Annotated in this window: 16 protein-coding genes and 7 pseudogenes; 11 read left to right on the top strand and 12 right to left on the bottom strand. The window is 67.7% G+C overall.

Going from position 1 to position 23605, the window contains the following annotated elements; translation table 11 throughout:
- Positions 1-14: 14 nt before the first annotated feature.
- From AFB00_RS05060 to AFB00_RS05040, 5 genes and pseudogenes are all read right to left on the bottom strand, one after another.
- Entirely contained in the window at positions 15-815 is an 801-nt protein-coding gene (locus tag AFB00_RS05060) for an ABC transporter permease (RefSeq protein WP_068796257.1), read from the bottom strand.
- A 9-nt stretch (positions 816-824) separates the two neighbouring features.
- Positions 825-1625, bottom strand: a complete 801-nt coding sequence (locus tag AFB00_RS05055; RefSeq protein ID WP_068796256.1) for an ABC transporter permease — start codon at positions 1623-1625, stop codon at positions 825-827.
- Complete coding sequence (locus AFB00_RS05050; protein WP_068796255.1) at positions 1622-2578, bottom strand: ABC transporter ATP-binding protein; 957 nt, start codon at positions 2576-2578, stop codon at positions 1622-1624. Before AFB00_RS05050 ends, AFB00_RS05055 begins: the two co-directional genes overlap by 4 nt.
- A 169-nt stretch (positions 2579-2747) precedes the next feature.
- Positions 2748-4016, bottom strand: a pseudogene (locus AFB00_RS05045) (IS256 family transposase); the annotation flags it as partial.
- A gap of 115 nt (positions 4017-4131) precedes the next feature.
- Positions 4132-5190, bottom strand: coding sequence for an NAD(P)/FAD-dependent oxidoreductase (locus tag AFB00_RS05040; RefSeq protein WP_068796254.1), 1059 nt, complete (start codon positions 5188-5190; stop codon positions 4132-4134).
- Between the two features lie 318 nt (positions 5191-5508).
- Between AFB00_RS05040 and AFB00_RS05035 the strand changes: the two are divergent.
- A pseudogene (locus AFB00_RS05035) lies at positions 5509-5879 on the top strand (transposase family protein); the annotation flags it as partial.
- Positions 5880-5925: 46 nt separating this feature from the next.
- Here the strand turns inward: AFB00_RS05035 and AFB00_RS32955 are convergent.
- Positions 5926-6171, bottom strand: a pseudogene (locus AFB00_RS32955) (transposase); the annotation flags it as partial.
- A gap of 84 nt (positions 6172-6255) precedes the next feature.
- Here AFB00_RS32955 and AFB00_RS05025 point away from each other — a divergent pair.
- Complete coding sequence (locus AFB00_RS05025) at positions 6256-7539, top strand: IS256 family transposase (RefSeq protein ID WP_068796251.1); 1284 nt, start codon at positions 6256-6258, stop codon at positions 7537-7539.
- Here AFB00_RS05025 and AFB00_RS05020 read toward each other — a convergent pair.
- Positions 7519-8504: pseudogene (locus AFB00_RS05020) on the bottom strand (IS256 family transposase); the annotation flags it as partial. The gene AFB00_RS05025 and the pseudogene AFB00_RS05020 overlap by 21 nt on opposite strands.
- A gap of 274 nt (positions 8505-8778) precedes the next feature.
- On the opposite strand from AFB00_RS05020, the pseudogene AFB00_RS31380 reads away from it, so the two are divergent.
- Positions 8779-9165: pseudogene (locus AFB00_RS31380) on the top strand (transposase); the annotation flags it as partial.
- A 53-nt stretch (positions 9166-9218) separates the two neighbouring features.
- Here the strand turns inward: AFB00_RS31380 and AFB00_RS05015 are convergent.
- A complete protein-coding gene (locus tag AFB00_RS05015; RefSeq protein ID WP_068796251.1) occupies positions 9219-10502 on the bottom strand; it encodes an IS256 family transposase in 1284 nt (427 codons plus the stop codon).
- A 73-nt stretch (positions 10503-10575) separates the two neighbouring features.
- Between AFB00_RS05015 and AFB00_RS05010 the strand changes: the two are divergent.
- Positions 10576-11034 (top strand): annotated as a pseudogene (locus AFB00_RS05010) (IS5 family transposase); the annotation flags it as partial.
- 18 nt (positions 11035-11052) lie between these two features.
- Here the strand turns inward: AFB00_RS05010 and AFB00_RS05005 are convergent.
- Complete coding sequence (locus tag AFB00_RS05005; RefSeq protein WP_060713948.1) at positions 11053-11646, bottom strand: plasmid pRiA4b ORF-3 family protein; 594 nt, start codon at positions 11644-11646, stop codon at positions 11053-11055.
- Between the two features lie 76 nt (positions 11647-11722).
- On the opposite strand from AFB00_RS05005, the gene AFB00_RS05000 reads away from it, so the two are divergent.
- The gene (locus tag AFB00_RS05000; RefSeq protein ID WP_197519751.1) at positions 11723-12751 is read left to right on the top strand and encodes an NAD-dependent epimerase/dehydratase family protein; all 1029 of its coding nucleotides are present in this window, start codon (positions 11723-11725) and stop codon (positions 12749-12751) included.
- A gap of 17 nt (positions 12752-12768) precedes the next feature.
- On the opposite strand, the gene AFB00_RS04995 is transcribed toward AFB00_RS05000, so the two are convergent.
- Both AFB00_RS04995 and AFB00_RS04985 read right to left on the bottom strand, forming a co-directional pair.
- Positions 12769-14058 carry a hypothetical protein gene (locus AFB00_RS04995; RefSeq protein ID WP_156819382.1) on the bottom strand — a complete coding sequence of 430 codons (1290 nt, stop codon included), beginning with the start codon at positions 14056-14058 and terminating at the stop codon, positions 12769-12771.
- Between the two features lie 852 nt (positions 14059-14910).
- Positions 14911-16020, bottom strand: coding sequence for an IS630 family transposase (locus AFB00_RS04985; protein ID WP_231974221.1), 1110 nt, complete (start codon positions 16018-16020; stop codon positions 14911-14913).
- A gap of 100 nt (positions 16021-16120) precedes the next feature.
- On the opposite strand from AFB00_RS04985, the gene AFB00_RS04980 reads away from it, so the two are divergent.
- From AFB00_RS04980 to AFB00_RS36000, 4 genes and pseudogenes are all read left to right on the top strand, one after another.
- Positions 16121-16792: a diguanylate cyclase gene (locus AFB00_RS04980; protein WP_197519750.1), complete on the top strand. Its 672-nt coding sequence runs from the start codon at positions 16121-16123 to the stop codon at positions 16790-16792.
- Entirely contained in the window at positions 16789-17688 is a 900-nt protein-coding gene (locus tag AFB00_RS04975) for a hypothetical protein (protein ID WP_156819380.1), read from the top strand. Before AFB00_RS04980 ends, AFB00_RS04975 begins: the two co-directional genes overlap by 4 nt.
- 233 nt (positions 17689-17921) lie before the next feature.
- Entirely contained in the window at positions 17922-18068 is a 147-nt protein-coding gene (locus tag AFB00_RS31375) for an FxLD family lanthipeptide (protein ID WP_083275966.1), read from the top strand.
- Positions 18031-18639: pseudogene (locus AFB00_RS36000) on the top strand (lantibiotic dehydratase); the annotation flags it as partial. The gene AFB00_RS31375 and the pseudogene AFB00_RS36000, both read left to right, overlap by 38 nt.
- Positions 18640-18666: 27 nt before the next feature.
- Here the strand turns inward: AFB00_RS36000 and AFB00_RS04970 are convergent.
- Positions 18667-19464 (bottom strand): transposase family protein, encoded by a 798-nt coding sequence (locus AFB00_RS04970; RefSeq protein ID WP_068796246.1) that lies wholly within the window; start codon positions 19462-19464, stop codon positions 18667-18669.
- Positions 19465-19596: 132 nt separating this feature from the next.
- Between AFB00_RS04970 and AFB00_RS04965 the strand changes: the two genes are divergently transcribed.
- The gene (locus AFB00_RS04965; RefSeq protein WP_083275278.1) at positions 19597-22140 is read left to right on the top strand and encodes a lantibiotic dehydratase; all 2544 of its coding nucleotides are present in this window, start codon (positions 19597-19599) and stop codon (positions 22138-22140) included.
- On the top strand, positions 22137-23492 hold the full coding sequence (locus tag AFB00_RS04960; RefSeq protein WP_083275277.1) for a lanthionine synthetase C family protein: 1356 nt from the start codon (positions 22137-22139) through the stop codon (positions 23490-23492). Before AFB00_RS04965 ends, AFB00_RS04960 begins: the two co-directional genes overlap by 4 nt.
- Positions 23493-23605: the final 113 nt, after the last annotated feature.

Below are 23605 nucleotides of genomic sequence, written 5' to 3'. Positions count from 1 at the left end.
GTCATAGAAGCATCTCAGTGCCCGCTGCTCTCGTAGAACTGGGACTGCCGGACCCAGAACCTATACGCCGCATACATCAGCAGCACGCCCATAGCTGGCGCGCCCCAGCCGAGCCATATAGGAACCGCGAGCTCCTGCGCCCGGTTGAGCAGCATCGTCGTCGGCAGGTAGGCGACGAAGGCGAGCGGGAAGATGAAGGTCAGTCCGAAGCCGGCGACCGCCCCGAAGACCTTCAGGGGATAGTTCCCGAAGTCGTTGAAGATCGAGTCGATGGTGAGCCTGATCGACATGGTCTTCTTCATCCTGAACGCCAGCGCGCATGCAGCTAACTGCAGCGCCCCCTCCACCAGTGCCCCCCCGATAACTGCGAGTACCAGATAACCGACGGCCGCCGGCGACCAGTCGACCGGAGCCCGCGCCGACGCAAGGGACAGCAGGGTCACGCCCCCGATGAGGTCTCCGAACGCGGTTAGTCGCAGCCGGCGGGCCAGCAGTTGCACAAGCGGCGGGGCCGGCCGCACCAGATAGCGGTCGTACTCGCCCCCGACGATCACCTCGTCGACGTAGACGAGCTGGTTTCCCGGAGTGGCCCACAGCGAGTGGGCCACGAGGCGCATGCCGTAGAGGAAGGCGAGCTCGTCGAGCCCCCAGCCGCCGATCGTCCCGAAGCGTTCCAGGACGGCCCAGAGGAAGGCGAGCCCGACGCCCTGGTAGCATAATCCGCCCAGAATACTGATCAAGATGTTGCCTCGGTACTGGAATTCGGCCCTGAAGGCCGCGGCGACGAGCAGCCGATAGCTGCGAAACCAATGCATTGCCCGGCCTCAGCCGCCCTGCACCAGCACACGACGCCGCGCTCGAGACCAGACGCCCGCCGCGGTTACGCTCAGCGCTGCGGCCCAGAACAACTGAACCCCGAGAGCCCTGCCGACTTCGGCTCCCTCGATCCGGCCCAGGTAGACAGCCGCGGGGATATAGCTGGTGGCCTGGAAGGGCAAGGCCTGCGCCACGGCTCCGACCGGGCCCGGCATGAACCACAGCGGCACCAGAGCACCCGAGAAGAACTGGGCGACGAAGCGATAGACCATGCGCATGCCACTGATCTCCAACGTCCAGAAAGCGACCAGCCCCAGCAGCAGAAACAGCAACTGGCTCACCACCAGCGCCCCCCCCAGCGCCACCGGGTACGCAAGCGCGGCGACGACCGAGGCCGGGGCTTTGGCAGTCCCGATCAGTAAGGCGAACGGCAGCGCGATCAGCAGTGCTGGGATCGAGGCCGATGCCCAGCCAAGCTGGCCAGCCAGCATCTGAGACGGGAACCCGACCGGTCGCAGTAGATCCACCGCGACCTTACCGTCCCGCACGCGCTGCTCGATCGGCGACGGCTGCCACGGGCTGAACAGTGTGTACTGGACTGTCGCCAGCGTCGCGTACGCCGTCATCGTCTCGACCCCGACGCCGCCGACCTCCTCACGGCCGCCGTAGAGGGCTGTCCACACGACCCGCTGCAGATAGATCTGCAGCAACATCATCACAAACATCGACAGGTACGCCGAGCGGTACGCGAGCGAGACCTTGAACTCCATGCGGGCGAAGGCGAGACACCGCGCAAGGTGCCGCTTCATCCGCGGTCCTGATAGATCCGGTGGATGACGCTCTCCAACTCGGGCTCGACGATGGCCAGATCCGTCACCTCGCAGCGGGCCAGTACTGCGGCGATCAGCTCGGCCAGCTGGGTACGCGCTGGGTCGAACCGCAGCCACACCCGCCCTTCCTCACGTTTGACGACCTCGGCGTCGTTGACCTCGATCAACTTCGGCGTCTCGACGACCAGCTCCCGGTAGGGCGCGTACTTGGTCTTGAGCTCCGGAACGCCGCCGTCGTACACAACCTTGCCGTGGTCGATCATCACGATGCGATCGCAGAGCTGCTCGACGTCGTCGAGATCGTGCGTGGTGAGGATTACGGTTGTACCGGAGGTGTGGTTGAGCTCGGCAATGAAGCGGCGAACGCGCTCTTTGGCGACGACATCGAGACCGACGGTGGGCTCATCGAGATAGAGGATTTGTGGAGAGTAGAGTATCGCGGCGGCCAGATCACCGCGCATCCTCTGGCCGAGTGAGAGTTGACGCACGGGAGTATCTAAAAAGGGTCCGAGGTCCAGCAGTTCGGTGAATCGGCTCAGTTGAGCGGCGTAGTGGGCTCGCGGCATGTCGTAGAGCTTGCTGATCAGCACCAGTGACTCGCGCAGTGGAAGATCCCACCACAGTTGACTGCGCTGACCGAAGACCACACCGATCTGCTTGGCGTTGCGCTCTCGTGCCCGCCACGGCGTCACCCCGGCCACCGTCACTCGGCCCGAGGTCGGTACCAGGATTCCCGTGAGCATCTTGACGGTCGTGGACTTTCCTGCTCCGTTGGGCCCTAGGTAGCCGACCACCTCGCCGGGCTCGACACTGAAGCTGACACCGTCCACCGCCCGCCGCACCGTCTGCTGGCGTGTGAACAGGGCCCGCAAGCCCGAGAACGCCCCCTCAGGCACCGCCGGCCTGCGGAACTCCTTGACGAGATCCTCCACCTCGATACGAGCGTCGCGTGACAACGTAGCATTCTTCCCTTCGAGGTCCGTCGCTCCCGCTGAACGCGACGGTGCTTCGCGCTAACGGAACTGTCGAGTTAACGGTGTAACCGGTCGGTCGTGATCTACTTACGGCCGGCGGACAGGCGCCTGTCGCACGCGTTGAGGGCGGTTTCCAGCGGATCGCCCACCGTCTGCGGCCATGTCCGGTCAGATCTAGGTTCATGATCGCTATGTAGACGCACTTGAGTGCGGCGGCCTTGTTCGGAAAGTTCCTGCAGACCTTGCCCGCGCGCCGGATCCGGGCGTTTGCGCCCTCGATGGCGTTGTTGGTGCAAACGATTTTGCGGGTCTCGGCGTCGAAGCTCAGGAACGGCACGGACTCGACCCAGGCGTTCTCCCATAACTGGACGATCGCCGGGTAGCGCTCGCCCCAGGCCTCCGCGAACTCGAGAAACCGCCCGGTGGCCGCGGCCTCGGTGGGCGCGGTGTAGATCGGCCGCAGCGCCTTGGCGATGGCGGCGCAGTGCTGGCGGCCGGCGTAGCGGAAGCTGTTGCGCAGCAGGTGCACCACATACGTCTGCATGACCGTCTGTGGCCAGGTCACGCTCACGGCGTCGGGCGGCCCGCTCAGGCCGTCGCAGACCAACATCAGCACATCGTTCACGCCGCGGTTCTTGATCTCGTTGAGCCAGTACTTCGCGCCCTCACTGCCCGCGCTAGCGTCACCGGCCCACCAGCCCAGGATGTCACGATGTCCGTCGGTGTTGACCGTGAGCGCGAAGTAGATGGGGCGGTTGGCGACCTTCCCGCCCCGGATCTTGACGTTGATTGCGTCGATGAAGATCACCGGATCAACGGGGCGAAGTCCGGCGTCGAGGGGCCGGTTCTGCCACTCGGCCATGTCGTCGACGACCTTCTCGGTGATCTTGGAGACCGTCTTCCGCGACACCTTGGCGCCATAGATCTCGCCAAAGTGCGCTGCCACCTCGCCGGTGGTCAGTCCCTTCGCGCCCAGCGAGATCACCAGATCGTCGACACCGGACAGGCGCAGCTTGCGCTTGCCCACGATCTTCGGGGTGAACGAGCCGTCCCGGTCGCGCGGAACGTCGATCTCGACCGGTCCGACCTTGGTCGGCACCGTGTTCGACCGGTGCCCGTTGCGGGAGTTCCCGCCGCCGTGCTCGGCCGCGTCGTGACGGTCGTAGCCCAGATGGTCAGTGATCTCGCCGTCGAGTACGGACTCGATCAGGCGCTTGGTCAGCTTCGCGAGCACACCGCCGTCGTCGGTCAGCTTCAGCCCGCCTGCGTGGGCACGGCTGGCTAGGCGAGCGATCAACTGCTCGTTCACCGCGTCCAACCCACCCGCCCTGGCAGGCTCCTCGCTCCCGGCCCCGTCTAGGTCCACGACCTGCGCCTCGGGCGCCACATCAGTCATCAGGCGCTACCTCCATGATCGGAGTTACACCGTTGTTTCTTACAGTCCTCACCAACAGCAGGAGCGCACTAGTAGTCGGTTCGGGCAGGACGGCAACCTGGGCGTCTACCCAACCCTACGACAATGATGGCCTGCTGGGGCAGTGCAGCGGACGACAAAGGCGTAGCTCGGGGGCTGGCCTGCCGGTCGCGAGTTCGTCCGCGATGAGGCGTCCGGCCGTGGGCGCCAGGCTGATGGCGGAGTGCATGACGGCGACATAGACAGAACGGTCCTGTGTCGTATAGCCGATGACGGGACCGTACACGGGCATGGGGCGTTTACTGGTGCGGTAGATCAACAGGCGGAACTGGTCGCTTTCCCGGAAGGCGGATTTTAGCTGCTGGAACGCGTCTCGTACGGATCGCTCAAGCGCCGCTATGCCGTCCACGTGCGGTACGACCAGCAAGAGTTCGCCCTCCCGTACCTCTCTGACTTCGAATTCGTCACTGGCCACGATGGTCTTGACCAGGCCGGGCGGCGCGGTGATCCACGCGAGAGTGGCCGGGGACGTAGCAATGGCCAGGTTGCCCGCCAACGGCTCGCAGAGCTCGGGGATCCCTGTTCCGGCAGCAAGTACGACGGTTGAGGCAGCGTGGAGTCCGCTCGAGGTCAGCACGCCCTCGACGCGTCCGCCGACCACATGCAAGGAGGTGATCGTGGTGTTGTGGAGCACGGTCGCTCCGTGGGTGCGGGCGGCTGTCACGAGTGCGTGCGTCAGGGCCATTGGGTCGACGCCTGCGTCGCTCGGGGTGTAGACAGCCTGGGCGGGTGGGTGTCGGAGGTTAGGCTCCAAGGTTGCGATGTCACCGCGTCCGACACGGAACTGGCCCGGCCCCGGCCGTGAATCGGCAGTCGGTGCGTCGGCCAGGACCAGCGAGCCAGTCCGGCGAACAGTGATGTGCGGCAGTTCGTCCTTCAGGCGTCGGTAGTCCGCCAGGACGTACTCGCGGAGGTCTCGCGCTCCGCTGGGCCAGTGGCCCCCCGCACCTCGGACCCAGGCGAAGGATCCTCCGGTGACCCCTGTGGCCGGTGCTGGTCCTTGCTCGAGCAGGGTGACCGGGACGCCCCGCCGAGCCAGGTGGTAGGCGACTGACGAGCCGACTATCCCCGCACCGACAACTACAACGGCTGACATGAGGTCCTCTTCGCTGGATCAACGACCGTAAGGACACACGGTCGCACGATCTCTCACGGTTGCACGCAACTTTTGCGTCGGGTGGGAGCAATGAACGTCTTCCAACCTGGTGATCATGAGGTTGGTCGACCTGCGGCATGGTGCCGCTGAAGTAGGTGAAGCTCCTGGTAGATGAGCGATTGGCTAGATCAGCCCGTCTCAACCAGGAGCTTCAGGGTGCCTGTCTACCCGTCGTCGATGCCGGTGTTCAACCGCGCCCTGCAGACCCTCGCCGACGCGCTACGCCACCGCTGAACCGCAATACGGAGCCGATGATGCCGACTCTCACCGGGTGAGCAAGCGTTGCTGGTGCTGGCGCGCCTGAACAAGGGCGAGATCTACACCGCCCCGGCCACCGGTAACCGTATTCGGGGTCGGCACCACGACGGTGTTCCGCTTCGGATGCGAAGGCGTCGACGTCCTCGCCGCGCTTGCACCGGCCCTGGACGAAGTCCTGGAAGTGGCCCGCCGCAAGGCGTTCGTGATCCTCGACGGCACGCTGCTCGCGATCGACCGGGTCGGCATGGGGCCAGGATACGACCGAGCGTTCTACTCCGGCAAACACGAGTGCCACGGCGTGAATGTGCAGGTCATCGCCGACCCCGCCGGCAGGCTGATCTGGGCTCACCAGCCTTCCAGGCGCCCGCCACAGCGGGGACTGTCCGGAAGATCGTGTGTGGGCGGTGATCGTCTCTGTCAGTTCAGGGCGATTCGGTCGCCGTAGAATAGCGTCAACGCGTTGAGCGCAATCTTCCAGCCGGTGGTCCGGCCGGTCACGTTGGTCCGGTTTGCGATCGGGCTGCGGATGACCAGGTAGAGCACCTTGAGCGCAGCCTGGTCGTTCGGGAAGTGTCCCCGCCGACGGGTCGCTTGCCGGAACCGCGAGTTCAACGACTCCACCGCGTTCGTCGTGTAGATAATCCGCCGAACCTCCGGTGGGAAAGGCGTGTCACGCGAGCCGTGTAAGCCGCGGGTGGACCAAGATCGACCGCAGTGATCAACACGGCGGTCGGGAGGGACACCCACGTGAGCGAGAACCAACCCGATCCCGACGGTGAGACCGCGGCTGCCCGCCGGCTTGCCGAGGCGCTCGACCCGTCGGCGATCGACGCGCTGTTGGCCGATGCGAAGGCCGCCGGTACCCCGATCGACGGCGTCGACGGACTGCTCAACCAGATGACCAAGGCCGTGCTCGAACGGTCGCTGCAGACCGAGATGACCCACCACCTCGGCTATGACCGCGACGACCCCGCCGGACACGGTACCGGCAATTCGCGTAATGGCAGCGCTACCAAGAAGGTGTCGACCACGAACGGGCCGGTGACGATCAGCGTGCCGCGGGACCGGAATGGCGAGTTCGAGCCGCAGATCGTGCCGAAACGCGCCCGTCGGGTCGGCCAGATCGACGAGCTGGTGCTCTCCTGTTACGCCCGCGGAATGTCGACCCGCGACATCGAAGCGCACCTGCTCGAAGTGTACGGGGTGGAGGCGTCACGGGAACTGATCTCGAACATCACCGATGTGGTGACCGACGAGATCGAGATCTGGCGGAATCGGCCGGTCGACGAGGTCTACCCGATCGTCTATATCGACGGTATCCGAATCAAGATCCGGGACAAGGCCGCGGTCACGATCAAGAGCGCGCACCTGGTCATCGGCGTGGACGTCGAGGGCCGCAAGCACGCGCTGGGCTGCTGGATCGCCGAGACCGAGGGCGCGAAGTTCTGGCACGCGGTGCTCACCCAGCTGCGCAACCGCGGGCTGCGCGACATCCTGATCGCCTGCTGCGATGGCCTGAGTGGTCTTCCTGAAGCCATCACCAGCGTCTTCCCCGACGCCGTCGTCCAGACATGCGTGGTGCACGTGATCCGCAACGCGATGCGGTTCGTGTCCTACCAGGACCGGAAGAAGATCGTGAAGTCCATGAAGACGATCTACACCGCGCCCACCGTCGAGGCCGCCGAGCTCGCCCTGAAGGATCTTGACACCGAGTGGGGACGACAGTACCCGGGAGTGCTCGACGTCTGGCGTCGTGCGTGGAACGAGTTCATTCCGTTCCTCGACTACCCGCCCGAACTACGGCGGATCGTCTACACCACCAACACCATCGAATCCATCAACTTCCAACTCCGGAAAATCACAAAGACTCGCGGGCACTTCCCGTCGGACGAGGCGGCGATGAAGCTACTCTACCTCGGCCTGCGGAACATTCCGAGCAAGAGAGGAGGTGAGTCCGGAACCGGAACACATGGCTGGAAAACAGCCCTGAACACCCTGGTCGTCCTCTTCCCTGGACGACTTCCTCTGTGATAGCTTAACCACATCAGTCACCCGTGGCTTACACGGGAACCGTGACAGGCTCGGTGGGAAGGCCAGGAACGGGGTGAACTCCTCTCAGGCGCCTCGCCAGAGCCGGATAATCGCCGGGTAGCGCTCGCCCCAGTCTGTCTCGAACTCGGCGAAACGGGCCTCAGCTGCTCCGGCGGTCGGCGCGGTGTAGATCGTGCGCAACTGCTTGGTGATCGCCGACCAGTGCGCCTTGGAGGCGTAGCGCAGCGTGGCCCGCGCCAGGTGCACCACGCAGTGCTGCACGGTCGCCAGTGGCCAGACCTCGGCGATCGCCTCTGGCAACCCCTTGAGCCCGTCGCAGGCCACGATGCACACATCGGCGACACCGCGGTAGCGGACCTCGGCCAGTACACCCATCCAATGCTTCGCGCCCTCGCCGCCGGTGCCGACCCAGAGCCCGAGCACGTCACGCTCACCCTCGCAGTTGATACCCAGCACGACATAGATCGGCCGGTTGGCGACTTGTCCGTCACGGATCTTGACGTGCAGAGCGTCGACGAACACCACCGGATACACGCGGTCCAAAGGCCGGCTCTGCCAGCGGGTGAGTTCATCGACGATCTTGTCGGTGACCTTCGAAACCAGCTCCCGCGACACACTGGTGCCATAGACCTCGCCCAGGTGGGCGGCGATCTCACCGGTGGTCAGCCCTTTCGCGTACAGGCTGATGATCGCCTCGTCGAAGCCTTCCACCCGGCGGGCGTGCTTGGGCACGATCTGCGGGACGAACGTCCCCGCCCGGTCCCGTGGGACCGCGGGGCGGAGCGATCACCGGGCTCGTAGCCCAGGTGCTCGGTCATCTCGGTGTCCAGTGCGGCCTGCAGGACGGTGCGGGTCACCCCGGCCAACAAGCCGTCCGGGCCGACCAGCGAGACCCCGGACCTGCGGGCCTTGTCGATCAGTTCCTGAGCCAGCTGCGCGTCCAACCCCGCCGCCTGCGGCGAAGGGGCCTGCCCCTCGGCGGTGCTCTCCGCTGTCGTGTCGTTGTCGGTCAACGATGATCCTTCCCGGCCGAAGCTCCCGCTTCAGCATGCCGGATCACCGCCCCGCACACGATCTTCCTGACAGGCCCCAGTCTCCTGAGGTTTCAACGTCTGGCAGGGCGGTCCTAGCAGCCTGTTCTCTACTAAGAGGTCGTTGCAGAAGTCGGGGCGTGTTGGTCCTATGTAGATGGACCTGGTCGGGTGATGCTCAGAGTTGATGGCAAGGGCATCGACGGTCGAACGACTGGTCACCGACGAGCTGTGGGAGCTGATTGAGCCGCTGCTTCCCCGTCCTCGGCCACGTCGGCGAGGCGCGCGGACCGGCCGGCCACCAGTACCGGACCGGGCCGCGCTGGCGGGGATCGTGTTCGTGCTGACCACGGGGATCGGCTGGAACGACCTGCCGCCCGAGTTGGGCTGTGGATCAGGGACCACCTGCTGGCGACGGCTACGCGACTGGCAGCGGGCGGGGGTCTGGGATGAGCTGCACCGAGTAGTGCTCGATCGGCTCGGCCAGGCCGGGGTTCTGGACTGGTCGCGAGCTGCGGTGGACTCGGTCAGCGTGCGCGCCAAGCGCCGCGGCGAACAGACGGGGCCCTCGCCGAGAGCCTGTCACGGTTCCCGTGTAAGCCACGGGTGACTGATGTGGTTAAGCTATCACAGAGGAAGTCGTCCAGGGAAGAGGACGACCAGGGTGTTCAGGGCTGTTTTCCAGCCATGTGTTCCGGTTCCGGACTCACCTCCTCTCTTGCTCGGAATGTTCCGCAGGCCGAGGTAGAGTAGCTTCATCGCCGCCTCGTCCGACGGGAAGTGCCCGCGAGTCTTTGTGATTTTCCGGAGTTGGAAGTTGATGGATTCGATGGTGTTGGTGGTGTAGACGATCCGCCGTAGTTCGGGCGGGTAGTCGAGGAACGGAATGAACTCGTTCCACGCACGACGCCAGACGTCGAGCACTCCCGGGTACTGTCGTCCCCACTCGGTGTCAAGATCCTTCAGGGCGAGCTCGGCGGCCTCGACGGTGGGCGCGGTGTAGATCGTCTTCATGGACTTCACGATCTTCTTCCGGTCCTGGTAGGACACGAACCGCATCGCGTTGCGGATCACGTGCACCACGCATGTCTGGACGACGGCGTCGGGGAAGACGCTGGTGATGGCTTCAGGAAGACCACTCAGGCCATCGCAGCAGGCGATCAGGATGTCGCGCAGCCCGCGGTTGCGCAGCTGGGTGAGCACCGCGTGCCAGAACTTCGCGCCCTCGGTCTCGGCGATCCAGCAGCCCAGCGCGTGCTTGCGGCCCTCGACGTCCACGCCGATGACCAGGTGCGCGCTCTTGATCGTGACCGCGGCCTTGTCCCGGATCTTGATTCGGATACCGTCGATATAGACGATCGGGTAGACCTCGTCGACCGGCCGATTCCGCCAGATCTCGATCTCGTCGGTCACCACATCGGTGATGTTCGAGATCAGTTCCCGTGACGCCTCCACCCCGTACACTTCGAGCAGGTGCGCTTCGATGTCGCGGGTCGACATTCCGCGGGCGTAACAGGAGAGCACCAGCTCGTCGATCTGGCCGACCCGACGGGCGCGTTTCGGCACGATCTGCGGCTCGAACTCGCCATTCCGGTCCCGCGGCACGCTGATCGTCACCGGCCCGTTCGTGGTCGACACCTTCTTGGTAGCGCTGCCATTACGCGAATTGCCGGTACCGTGTCCGGCGGGGTCGTCGCGGTCATAGCCGAGGTGGTGGGTCATCTCGGTCTGCAGCGACCGTTCGAGCACGGCCTTGGTCATCTGGTTGAGCAGTCCGTCGACGCCGTCGATCGGGGTACCGGCGGCCTTCGCATCGGCCAACAGCGCGTCGATCGCCGACGGGTCGAGCGCCTCGGCAAGCCGGCGGGCAGCCGCGGTCTCACCGTCGGGATCGGGTTGGTTCTCGCTCACGTGGGTGTCCCTCCCGACCGCCGTGTTGATCACTGCGGTCGATCTTGGTCCACCCGCGGCTTACACGGCTCGCGTGACACGCCTCTCGCCGACCGATCGTGGGAAGGCCGGGTCGAAGTACCACGTGTTATGCGACCGCAACGGCCTGCCGCTGCACGCGGTCGTGACCGGCGCGAACACCCACGACAGCCGGATACTGGCCGAGCTGCTCGACACCAACCCCGGCGTCCGCGAACGGCGCGGCCAGGCCGGACGCCCGCGGCGGCGTCCCGGCAAGCTGCACGCCGACAAGGGCTACGACTATCCACGGTGTCGCCGCTACCTGACCGGGCGCGGGATCGGGGTGCGGATCGCTCGCCGCGGAGTCGAAGACTCCTCCCGGCTCGGCCGGGTCCGGTGGGTCGTGGAGCGCACGATGGCCTGGCTGCTGTCGTTCCGGCGGCTCGGGCTGCGCTACGAACGCTCCCGCACCAGCATCGAGGCCTTGCTGAAACTGGCGTGCGCGTTGATCTGTTTGCGCCGTCTGCCCTGAACGACCCCTCGCGGTGGATCAGGACCGCGCCGTCGCGCTCGCCCCGGCCAAACGCTCCAGCGCTCGGTCGGTGGCGACGAGGTCGAAGTGGTGTGGGTCGAACCGGTCCGAGCCCCACCACTCGACCCGCTCGGCGTGCTCAGCATGATCGGGATCGGCGAGCGCGTCGACGAACTCCGAGTAGCCGAACACCCCGCCCACATCCTCGGGCGGACACGCACCCTGACCCTCGACACAGCGTGGGTACCGCACCCCAGGCTCTGGGATGGTGACCGCGTCGACGACCAAAACGTGGTGCCAGTTGTCGCCGAAGTCGTAGACGTAGCCGGCGTCATCACCGGCAGCCAGCACCCGGAACAACTTCGTCTTGGCCTCGTCGAGCGTGCCGGTGTCCCAATCCGGATCAGGCAGCCCGTAGCGGACACCGTCGATCTCGAATTCGTGCAGGTGGGAGTTGGTCCAGCCCATCGCGTCCTGCACGACCTCGTGCAGGACCGCGAGGCTGGCCTCACCCGGAACCTCGACCACCCGTCGCACGGTCGGCTCGACATCGACCAACACGATCTCGATCCGGAAGATCTTCGTCTTCGTCGTCACCCGAGGCCTCGCCATGCTGCGATGCTCCCACCGCTCCTCGCACCCCCAGCACCCGCTCCCGGACTTCTGCAACGACCTCTAAGATGAGACGGTGTCGAGGGAGTTGCTGGTACTTGGCGGCAGCTGGTTCCTTGGTCGCTCGATCGTCCGGGCGGCCATGGACTTGGGTTGGTCAGTGACGACGTTCCGGCGAGGTCTGTCTGGGCAAGAGGTTGCGGGTGCTCGCTCAATTCGTGGTGACCGCACGTCGGCCGCGGACCTCGCGAGGTTGGCTCGGGCTGGTACCTGGGACCTTGTGGTCGATACTTCGGCGTTCGTCCCGGTCGAGGCAGGTGCGTTGGCGCGGGTATTGGAGCCGGTCAGTCGGCGCTATGTGGTGGTGTCCTCGGTCTCGGCGTACACTGGTTGGCCGACTGAGCCGCTCTGCGAGGCATCCGAGGTGCTCTACTGCCCGCCGGATGCAGGTCCGGGTTACGGCTACGACGCCGACCCGGGCCCCTCGGTCTACGGGTTCACCAAAGCGGGAGTCGAACGGGCGGTTACCGCGGTGTTCGGGCCGGAGCGGACGACGGTGCTGCGGCCTGGGGTGATCCTGGGCCCCGGTGAGTACGTGGGGCGCTTGCCGTGGTGGCTGAATCGGATGCGACGTGGGGGCCGCGTCCTGGCTCCTGGATCTCCGGCGAGGTCCATCCAGCCTGTTGATGTCCGTGACGTTGCCGAGTTCGCGCTGGATGGCGTAGCCGGAACGTTCAATCTGACGGGTCAGGACACGGAGATGGAACGGTTCCTGGGTTTGTGTCGCGAGGTTGTGGGAGGCGACGCGGTGCTTTCCTGGGTCACCGACGAGCAGTGGCTCGTTCAGCAAGGCGTGAAGCAGTGGACGGAGTTGCCGCTGTGGCGGACCTATCCGGGTACGTGGCGGGTGAACTCGTCGGCAGCCAAGGCGGTGGGGTTCACGCCGCGACCGCTCGCGCAGACCGTCGCCGACACATGGGTGTGGATGCGAAGCGGTGAGTCTGCGGTCGTGCACGAGCGTGCCGCCGAGCTGGGGATCGACCCGACGCTGGAGGCGGCGCTGTTGGGCATGTGGGACGCCCACGAGCGCGATCACTGCGGCTGACGAATCGCGAGCAGCCGTTAGGTCGCGCTGATCGCGGTACGGACCGTGGTTCGGAGGCTCGCGGCGTTGAAGGCTTCGATCTGGCCGCCGATGCGTTCGGCTTCTGCCGATCGGAGTCGTGGGCTTCCGACGATGCGCGCGAGGCCGGTCAATCTCTGTGAGACCGCTTCGGTTCGTCGTCCTGGTGCCAGGGCGAACACGGGGGTGAGCGCTTGCTCGGCACCGGCTAGGTCGGAGTTGAGCACGCGGCTGATGGCGAGATCGACGCTGGCGGCGACCTGGCCGGATCCCCATCGCTGCGCGGGGGGAAGCGCTGCGAACGCCGAGAGTGCCTCGGTCGCGGCGGTCTCGCCGCGAACACCGTCGGCCAGGGCGACCCAGGTGAACGATGCGCACAGCGAGGTTCGTGATCGGCCGAAGTCGAGTTCTCCGGCACGGTCGAAGAACTCGTCGTTGCCGGCCTGGTCGAGCTGATCGAGGGCAGCATCGAGGTCGGCCGCCGCTTCGTCCCGGGCCCCGATGAGGGCCAGGGCTCGTGCCCGGGTGGCGTGCAGGCGAACGGACGCGGTCCCGGCGGGTGCTTCTGCGAGTGCGGCATCGGCGAGGGTGACGGCCTTGCGTGGGCGGTCGTCCCATAGCGCGACGGTGACTTGAAGTGCGCGGGCCCACGCGCGCAACGAGGGGTGGTCGATGACGGAGCCGTAGGTGTGCGCTGCGCGGGCGAGGTCGTCGGCCACGACGGGTTGTCCGAGGTCGAAGGCGACGGAGGACAGAAGCCCGCTGACCTTGCCTGCTTGCAGGTACAGCTCGGCTTTCTGCAGCGGCTTGTGGGTGCGGTCGAGCTGGGTGTAGACGGCGTCTCGCAGCGCGATCAGGTCCGGGAGCAGGTCGAGCGAGGATCTGGTCAGGTAGTCGTGGGCGGCGGAGTCGGCGGAAGCCTGGAGGTGCTCCAGCGCGGACGGGTCCAGCGCGCTGGACGCTTCGACGGCGTGCTCGACGGCGCGTCGTCCGGCTTCGGTCACGATGCTCCCCTCGTCGAGTGGAGTTCGAGATACGTGGTGATCCGGGGTTTCCGGCGGACCGAGCAGTCGGACCACGGGCTCACCGAGCCAGCCTTCCAACACGCGGCACGCGATCTGGCGCGGAGTGGCCGCGGTGCCGGCGAGCCACCGCTTGAGTTGACGCTCGGAGACGTGCACCTCGCCTTCGCCCAGCCGCCGTGCGTGCTCGGCGAACTGACGGCGCGCATCGGCGTGCGACAGGTGCAGCTCTTGTAGGCGTTGTTCCAGCCGTGACCGTGGGGTCATCAGGTCACCGTAGACCGGGATCGGGATGCGGATAACCCGATCGTGCCTGCTGGCCCGGATAGGGCCCGTTATGGCCCCGTCATGACACCCCCACGCCGTGAGGCGGACGACATGGTTCATCGGTACCCGATCACAAAGCCGAACGTGCAGCTGTCACGAGTCAGGAGAGGCCACGATGAGCCCCACGCCATCGCAGGCAGCGCTGTCCTGCCCACAACAGAGGCCCCGGGCTGATCTGCTGCCGACGCCCGTCGTGACGCTCAATGAGCGGCCTCGGCTGCTCGTACGGAGCCGCGATCGTGTCGGCAGCGGCGGCGGTCCGGTGATGACCCCAGCTCGCCGGATCGCCGCATCCCATCGTCTCCGGGACTACGTATCCGGGTGCATCGGGACGTTCGATGACGGCGCCGTCCCCTTGGTGCGCGGTTGTCGTGTGTTCGATGGTGGTTCCGGTCGTCGCTCCCTAGCGGCCGGAACCACCGGCGGCAGACTCAGGCGCGCTGTCATGTCGGGGCAGCCAGAACACGCCGAGCTCGCGGTCACAGACCCTGTGCTCTTGACCTCGGCGGAGTTGGTGTCTGTCAGTTGCCCGGTCAACGGACGACAGCATCTCGTCCTCGATCGCGCGTACGCGGTCGCGACCGCCGCCAGCGCGGACGACGATGACTCGACGTTTCTCGCGCTATGTGGACGTCGGGTCGTAGCCGAGTCGCTGTTGGCTGGCCCTCGACCTGCGTGCCCTGAGTGTCACGCCGAGGCTGCTCCTTACCTTTCGTCGGCTGCGGCCGCCCGGAGTACCGCTGGATCTCCGGCTCGCCGGAACGCCGGTTGGTGGGGCGTGCTAGTGCCTCGTCAGGCAATGTTGGGTAGGTAATCCGGCCTGCGGATCTTGGACTCGGGCGCGAAGTGTTTCTTGGGTCGGGCGTGGCGGTTGGCCCAGCGGATGTAGCCGGCGATCGCGGCTTCCTGGGCGGTGTGGGAGGGGTAGTCGCTGCCGTCGAGGGTGAAGTAGCGCAGCGCGGTGAACTCCGACTCGATCCAGTTCAGCCAGGACGCGTTCGTGGGGGTGAGCACCAGCTCGACGTCGTGGTCGTGGCACCAGTGCGCGACATCGGTGCGCAGGTGCGGGGAGAAGTTGTCGCAGACCACGTGCAGACCGCCGGTGGGGAAACGGCGGCGCAGCTGGCGGAGGAAGTCGAGGAACTCGCGGCCGCGTTTGCGGTCACGGAGCCGGTAGAACAGCTGCCCGGAGGCCAGGTCCAGACCGGCGAACATGTGCCGGACCCCGCTGTGACGGCTATAGGTGGCCCGTAGCCGGGCCGGGCGCCGGATCGGGAACCAGCCCCGACCGGGGCGGGGCAGCAGGTTCAGCGGCCCGAACTCATCGACACAGATCACCCGCGCACCCGGTTCGAGGCGACCGTCGGCGGCGCGGTCGTAGAGGTCGAGGATCCGGTTCATCTTCTCCACGAACCGCGGGTCCCGGCTGGCCTTCCAGGTCTTCGTGGCCTGCCAGCGGACCCCGGCGTCACGCAGGACCTGGCGGACGGTCTCGACGCTGATCACGACCCGGTGTGCGGCGGCGAGGTGTTCGACCAGCTTGGCCAGGCTCCAGGTGGTGAACGGCAACCCGACCTGCTGGGGCGGGGTGCGAGCGACCCGGCAGATCAGCTCACGGACGTGGGGACCGAACCTACGGGGTCGGCCCCCGCTCCATTTTGGGTCCAAAGCGGCGAAGCCCTGCTGGTTGAACGCGTGGATCACCTCCCGCGCGTACTGCGGCTTCGCCGCGAACATCATCGCGGCCTCGGTCGCGGTCCGGCCCTGCACCGAGGCCAGCACGATCCCCGCCCGCCGCAACCGGACCCGGTCCCGCGCCGTGCGCGTGATCCTGACCAATCGCTGGGCCTCGTCCGGGGTCAGTCCCCGGACGAACACCTCCGGCTGTCGCGCCACGGCCATCACCTCCGGCGCACAGCCTCCTGCGCCAGACCGGGACGGATCAAGCCGACACGATTACGTCCCCAACGTTCCCGGACGCGGCACTAGCGGGGGCCGCGGAGTGACTCCCTACGCGCGGCGGCGTCTTGCCGCCGATGCACCGTCGGATGAGGGATGCGCTCATCGAGAGCGGGTGCGCCTTCTTGATCTCGTCCTGGCGATCGACGCGCCGACGGGGACCCTGACCCGCAGCTCGTGGACGGCAACGGCTGAACGCGAGCTCGCGGCGGCTGAGGAAGGGAATCGTCCGGCCCTGTTGATGATCACTGTGGACGACCTCGTGGTGGACCAACCCGGTAGTGCGGCGGGGGACCTCGTCTTGGCAGACGTGGTCGTGCGGGCGATTCGCCGACGGGGTGGATATTTGGACGTGGTCGGGCGCCACGACCGGCGGACGATGGCGGTACTGATGGTGGGGGCCGACCACGGTCCGGTGCAGGCGATGGAGATCGCGGGTCGTGTCCGTAGCGACGTCGAGGCCGTGACGGTGTCGCTACGGGCGCCGGTGGTATCGGTGGTGCGGTCTGGACGTGTGGAACCGCCGTCGACGCGGGTCGCCGTCTCGATCGGCGCGGCGACGATTGCGCGCGGGGAGCGTCCCGGTCTGGCGGAGTTGACGCGGGCGGCGGAGGCCGCGCTCCACGCCGCGAGGACCGCGGGACGGAACGCCATGTGGGTCGTGGAGACACAGCGGGTGGCAGCCGTTGCGCCGAAGCTGCGGTGCCGGTCGTGAGTGATGTTCACGAGGACTTCGACGGTGTCGAGCCGGGGCAGCTCGGTTCGTCCGACAAGAGTCACGATGACGCGGGGTGGAGCCGGTACGCGGCCCAGCTCCGGGCAACGTTGCAGTGCTGGGGCTACCTCGGCCAGCAGTGCTGGGCCGAAGCGGTCGCCGCAGTGCCGCGCCATCACCTGATGACGAGCCCGCTCGGCTCGGATCGGGCGGAGCGCGTGCGCGGCGGTGAGTTGGCCGCGCTGTACGACCCTCGCGTGTGGCCCGGGTTGGTCGGCCTGGCGTGGGTCCTGGAACTACTCGACACGGGAGTGCGCCCGATGCGTGTGCTGCACGTGGACGCGGACGCCTACGCGGTGGCGCTGCTGTGTCATGCCCTCGGGGACCGCCATGTGATGACCACCTCGGCTACGCCGGCACACGCCGAGACCGTCTCCGGCGCCCTCGCTGCGTGCGGCTGGTACCCGGAAGTCGTGGTCGGGGCACCGGGTCAGCAGACGGCCCTGAACGGCTCCTACACCGCGATCGTCATCCCGAGCGAGCTGCAGATCTCGCGCGCTTGCTTGGCCCAGCTTGCTCCCGGAGGCCGCGCCGTCGTCGGTCCCGTCACGAGCGCGACCTGGCAGTGGTGGTGCGCGGCCCTTCTCGAACGACAACCAGACGGCGCGGTGTTCGGTCGACGCGTTCATGACCGCAGGCCACGAGAGGTAGATGGGCGCACCGTCGCCTACCTCGTCGATCATCCCGACGTCCTCGCCGATCTTCGTCGCGCACACAGAGTCGATTCCTCCGGGCTGTGTGTGGGCTGTACGGAGGACGGCCCGCCCGCATTCGGGGATACCTGCCCTGTCCGGCCGTCACTGGAGATGGCATCACAACAACTCGGATGGAGGTAGAGATACTGCTGCATGCGTGAACATCACGCCAAGTCCCAATAGATGACGTAGGTGGACGAGTGCTGTCACTTCCGGCCGCATTATTTGAGTACTGCGATATCGGGCGCGCACGATGGCGCGCTAGAAATGTCCGCGCGGAGTATGTGTAAGTGTTGCGTTGTCCGCCGTGCGGTTCATGGTCTGTTGCCGAGCTGCGGGATAGTTCGGTTGCGACCGCGAATGTGGAGGTATTCATGAATCATGATGTGTCGAGTTTTTCTGGTGGTATCGGCGGCGAGTTCGATCTGGACATGAAGATCGTCGAGAGCGGTCCGGTCGCCGCCGCGCTGCTCGGCAACACCGATGACGGGTGCGACACCCGTAGGGACGGCGACTGCTGATCACGTGCGCTGTGGCCGCCCCCCGGCTGGTGGGGGCGGCCACAGCGCTCCGTCGCTGATGATCGATCTGGGACCTGGAGTCGATGTGTCGTATCGGGCTTACCGGCGGGTGGACGCCGCGCAGGTGCGCGCCAGCGCCCACCTCGGGGACGTCATCCCGGGGTGGTGGCCGGATTCGGCCGAACCGGGCGCCTCAGCCAGTGGTGGTCTCGAAGGGAAGTGGTCCGCGTGGTTGGTCGAAGCATGGTCGGTGGACAGGGTCGCTGAGGCTGTCGAGCTGGCGAGTCCGTCGTTGGCGGCCGAGATCGCCGCGGCGTGTACCCGCTCCGGGGTGGGCGCCCGTCAGGCTCGTCGGCTGGCGATGTCGCTGGCTCGATATGTGGTTCGGATGCGCGGGCGGGCGACTCCGTTCGGCTTGTTCGCCGGAGTCGCTCCGGTCCGGTTTAGCGCTACCCTCGACTACGAATGGTCCGATCGACATGTTCGCCGACAGCGCCCCGATGCCGGGCGGTGGGCAGAAAAGATCAGGCACGTCGAATCCGATCCTGAGTTCATCGAACGGCTCCTCGTTGTAGGCAATGAGCCTTTGCCAACCTGGTCAGGTGTTGACGATCATGAGGGTCTGAACTGCGGCGATGAGCTGTCCGGCCCGGTTCGGGCTGGAGCGGATCTTGCGCAGGATCTTCCAGTTCTTCAGCTCGGCGTTGACCCGCTCACCGGGTCCGCGGCGGCGTGAGTGAGCGGCGTTGACCTCGCGCTGGTTGTGCGACAGCGGGCGGAACCGGCCGGTGTCGGGGTCCTTGCGTCGCCGCCGGTGCGGGACCGCGACCGTCGGGCCGGCGCCCTGATATGCGGTGTCGGCAGCCGCCCGGATCCGGTGCTCGGTCAGGGCGTCGATGATGCCGTGCTCGCGGGCGGCGCCTATGTCGTGGCGGGCTCCGGGAAGCGGCGGGGAGATCCACACCAGCCGGCCGGCGGGGTCGGCGATGACCTGGACGTTGAGTCCGTGGCACTTGTGCTTGCCGGAGTAGAACCCGCGGTCATAGCCCGAGGCCATCCCGACGCGGTCGATGCGCAGCAGGGTGCCGTCGAGGATGACGAACGCTTTCCCGATGGCGACGTCGATCGCCTGCTCCAGGGTCGGGGCCATCGCCGCGAGCAGCTCGATCGCCTCGCGCAGGTAGCGGTAGACCGTCGAGGTCCCGACCCGGAAACCGCAGGCGAGGTCGGTGTAGGTCTCGCCCTTGCGCAGGTGGGCGACCACGAGCAGGGCCTGGCGGCCGCACGTCAGCTTCCGCCACCGGGTCGCCCGCTGGTTGCGGTGCGCGCGCAGCGCGTCAGAGAGTACGTGCAGGGCACGGCTGGACACGGTCATCCCGGACGGGTAGGACAGCACCTTGAAGCTCCTGGTTGGACGGTTTCGATCTCAGCAATCGCCCGTCTACCAGGAGCTTCACCCATTCGAGGGCACGCCACGCCGCACAGGCTCTGACCAGCCCCAACACCAGGTTGGCAAAGGCTCAATGACATGGTTGTCCGCGATGGAGCTCGGATCGCGGTGCACGGATCTATCGGTGGCGGCGGGGTGTCGGTTCGCCGTGGCCGCGCGGTAGAGCTGGTTCTGTCGCTCGCCGTCTCGCCGGTTCAGGTCTGTCGGATTGTCGAGGAGCTTGTGGCCGCGTTCCCGGGGAGTGACGCTCGGGCGGCTGGTCGCATGGTCACCGAACTGGTGAGCTGCGGCCTGCTGGTGAGCTGCCTGCACGCGCCCTCGACCGTCGTCGACCCGGTTCGCCACCTGCGCCGCACTCTCGACGAACGGGGAGCGCCGTCGTCCACCGTGGTCGAATCCGCGACGATAGAAACTCGTCTCGCCGGCACGGGCCCGTCGGAGCGATGGGCAGTCGATCTCGCGCTCGGCACTCACCTCACACTCCCGACACAGGTCGCCCAGGACGTCGAGACGGCGGCGGCGCTGTTAGCTCGGCTGGTTCCGTGGCGCCACGGCCATCCGGGCTGGCAGGCGTATCACGCTCAGTTCCTCGACCGGTTCGGCGCGGGCGCCGCGGTCGCTCTCGGCGACGTCGTCGACCCGGTCGCGGGTCTGGGCTATCCACGCCACTTCGTCACCGGTGCTGCCCGGGAGCCGATGACCGGGCGCGACGAGACGTTGCTGATGCTCGCGCAGAACGCGGCGCTGGCGGGGGACCACGAGGTGGTGCTGACCGACGCCGACGTCGACACGCTGGATCCGACCCCGGTCGCGGCGGGGCGCGCTGCGCCGCACCTGGACGTGTCGGTGGAGCTACGCGCCCGTTCCCGCGCCGCCGTGAACGACGGCGACTTCCTCGTTGTCGCGGTCGGTGTGGGCCGCTCGGGCATGGCGACGACCGGCCGCTTCCTGGACCTGCTGCCCGCGGCCGACCGTTCCCGCTCGATCGAGGCTCTTCGTGGGATTCCGGCATCGGTCACCGGGGCCGTCCCGGTGCAGCTGTCGTTCACTCCCGATCAGCCTCGTGTCGGCAACGTCGCTCGCGCGGTCCAGATGCTGCCCACGGTGCTGTCCGTGGGCGAGTACGGCCCGGCCGCCTCCACCACCGATGCCGCCGAGGAAGCCGATGTTCTCGGGGTGCGGGACCTGCTGGTGACCGCCGATCATGACGGGCTCTACCTGATCGACAAGAACCGCGGTGTCCTGGTCGAGCCGGTCGTAGCCTGCGCGGTCGCACGGCACGCGATGGCGCCGATGGTGCGGTTCCTGACCGAACTTCCCCGCGCGACCGGCTCGGCGCTGAGCCAGTTCACCTGGGGTGCCGCCGAGGTCCTGCCGTTCCGCCCGCGCCTGCGCTACGGGCGTTGCGTGCTGTCGGTGGCCCGCTGGCGGATCGACCCGGCGACCCTGCCCAGGGCCCACGCCAGTGGCGAGACGTGGCGGACCGAGTTCGCTCGGCTGCGGGAACGCCTCGGTCTGCCCGCGGTCGTCGCCGTCGGCACGGGAGACCGTCGGCTCCGTCTGGATCTGGACGCCGCGATGGACCAGGACCTGATGCGGGATCACCTGGACCGGGTCGGCGCACCGGTGACCGTCGCCGAGGCCGCGACGGAGCGGGACTGGTCCTGGTTCGGCGGGCGGGCGCACGAGATCGTCGTCCCGCTGGCCCTCGACGCCGGCCCCGCCCCGGCTCCGGTCGTCTCCGCTCGGCCGCGGGTCGTGATCGCCCCCGGCCACGACATTGTTCCGGGCTCGCGGTTGGTCTCGGCGCGGGTGGCTTGCGCGCCCGGAGCGATCGACACCGTGCTGGAGGCGCATCTTCCGGCCTTGCTCGAGGACATCGGCGAGGCGTGTCCGTGGTGGTTCGTCCGCACCTGGGCGCCGTTCCCGCAACTGAGGCTGCGGCTGCCGACAGAGCGCTACGGCGACGTCGCCGAACGGCTGGGCCGGTGGGTGGACACGCTGCGCAAGCGCGGTCTCGCCGGGGATCTTCTGCTCGACACCTACCGGCCCGAGCTGGCCCGCTACACCGAACGCGGGGACACCGACGCGATGTCTGCTGCCGAAGCGGTGTTCGCCGCCGACTCGGCCGCGGCCCGTGCACAGGTCGTCGTGACCACGCGCTCGACGTCGACGGGGGTCGACCGGTCCGCGCTGACGGCGGCGAGCCTGTTCGATCTGACCTGCGCGTTGACCGGGGGCCGTCACGCCGGAGCGCGGTGGCTCGCTCGCCGCGCCGACCTGACGGGCGCGACACCCGCCGTCGACCGGCGCGTACTCGGCCAGGTCCAGGCCCTGTGCTCTCCCGCAGGCCCGGCGACCGTGCTCGCTGACCGTGACGTCGAGGCCCTCACACAGGTGTGGCGGTCCCGGGCCCGCGCAGTCGCGGGCTACCGCCGAGCACTTGCCGCAGGCGGCGGGGGCTCGGTGCCCCGGGACCCGATCGTGGTGTCTCTGCTGCACCTGCATCATGTCCGTGCCTGCGGGCCGGACACCGACCGCGAAGCCGCCATCGTCAAGCTCGCCCGCAGCGCGGCGCTGACGGTCCTTGCCCGTGAACACGCACCGCAGGAGCAGCGATGACCGTCATCCCTCCCGAGCGAGAGCACACCCGCTCCGGCGACCCGAGATCGACGACCTCGACCAACCAGGTCGTCGATCTCGGGAGCGACAGTGCCGGCCGCGTCGCGACGTTGGCCGAGGATCTCGCCGCCGCGCTGGCGACTCCACCTGTGCGAACGGCCGATGGCGATGACGGTCCGCGTAGTCGGCGGTGGTGGGATCAATCGTTGTCCAAGGGCGCGGCCGGGGTGGTGGTCCTGCACGCTGCGCGGGGCCGCGCGGATCTGGCTCACGCGTGGTTGACGCGGGCGGTGTGTGAAGACGTCAGCGCAACCGGTGGGTGCGGACTGTGGTTCGGCGCTCCCGCGGTCGCGTTCGCGGTCCTGGCGGCAGGGGAGCACCGCTACCCGCGGCCAGCGCATCGGCTGCGTGAGGCGGTGACCGCACAGGTACGGCACCGGCTTGCGGCCGTGAACGCCAGAATCACCGCGGGCGACCGCCGCCCGGAGCGCTCGGAATACGACCTGGTCCGCGGGCTGTCCGGTCTCGGCGCCCTGCTGCTCCCGGACCCCGGCGCCGGGCCACCGAGCGAAGACACCGCGGCGGACGTCGAGTTGTTGCGCGCAGTCCTCGGCTACCTGGTCCGGTTGACCGACCCGGTCCCGGTCGCGGACGGGCTGGGCACAGCGGCGCCGGGGTGGTGGAGCACCGACGTCCCCTCCGGCCCGGGTGCGGAGGTCTTCGCCGGTGGCCACGCAGACCAGGGCGCCGCGCACGGCATCTGCGGACCGCTGTCGCTGTTGTGCCTGGCCTACCGAGCCGATATCCGCGTCCCCGGGCACCGCGAGGCGATCGAGCGGATCTGCGCCTGGCTGGATCGCTGGCGTCAGCATGACCGAGCGGGGGGCCCGTGGTGGCCCCAGCGCGTCACACGCCGCGAGCTACAGACCGGGCAGGTCGCCGAGCAGAGCGGGCCCGGTCGGCCGTCGTGGTGCTACGGGACGCCGGGGATCGCCCGCGCACAGCAACTTGCCGGGATCGCGCTGGGCGACCACGCCCGCCAAGACGCCGCCGAGGACGCCCTGACGCGTGCCGTTAACGATCCGGCGCAACTCGACCTCCTAGGCGACACCTCGGTGTGTCACGGCTGGGCAGGCGTCACCGCCACTCTGTGGCACGCCGCCCGCGACTCTCAGAGCCCGGCGGTATCGGCCGCGTTGGCGACTGTCGTGCCGCGGTTGACCGCCCTGGCCGCCCGCGACCCGGGCGCTCCGGTGGGACTCATCGACGGTGGCGCCGGAGTCGCGTTGACGCTGCGCACCATCTCCACGGGCAGGACGAACGGATGGTCCCGATGCCTCCTCATGGCCTGAACCAACAAGCGCACAGCCGCGCGATCGACTCGGCCGGGCACCACAGAGTCGAGCCGGGGCCCGAGTGGCAGCAGATCACCATGTGGTGTGCCGACGGCGACAGCGCCGAACAC

It is taken from the genome of Pseudonocardia sp. HH130630-07, from assembly GCF_001698125.1.
GTDB lineage: Bacteria > Actinomycetota > Actinomycetes > Mycobacteriales > Pseudonocardiaceae > Pseudonocardia.
The sequence above is the reverse complement of the archived record's forward strand: the minus strand, read 5'-3'. Positions and strand labels throughout refer to the sequence as shown.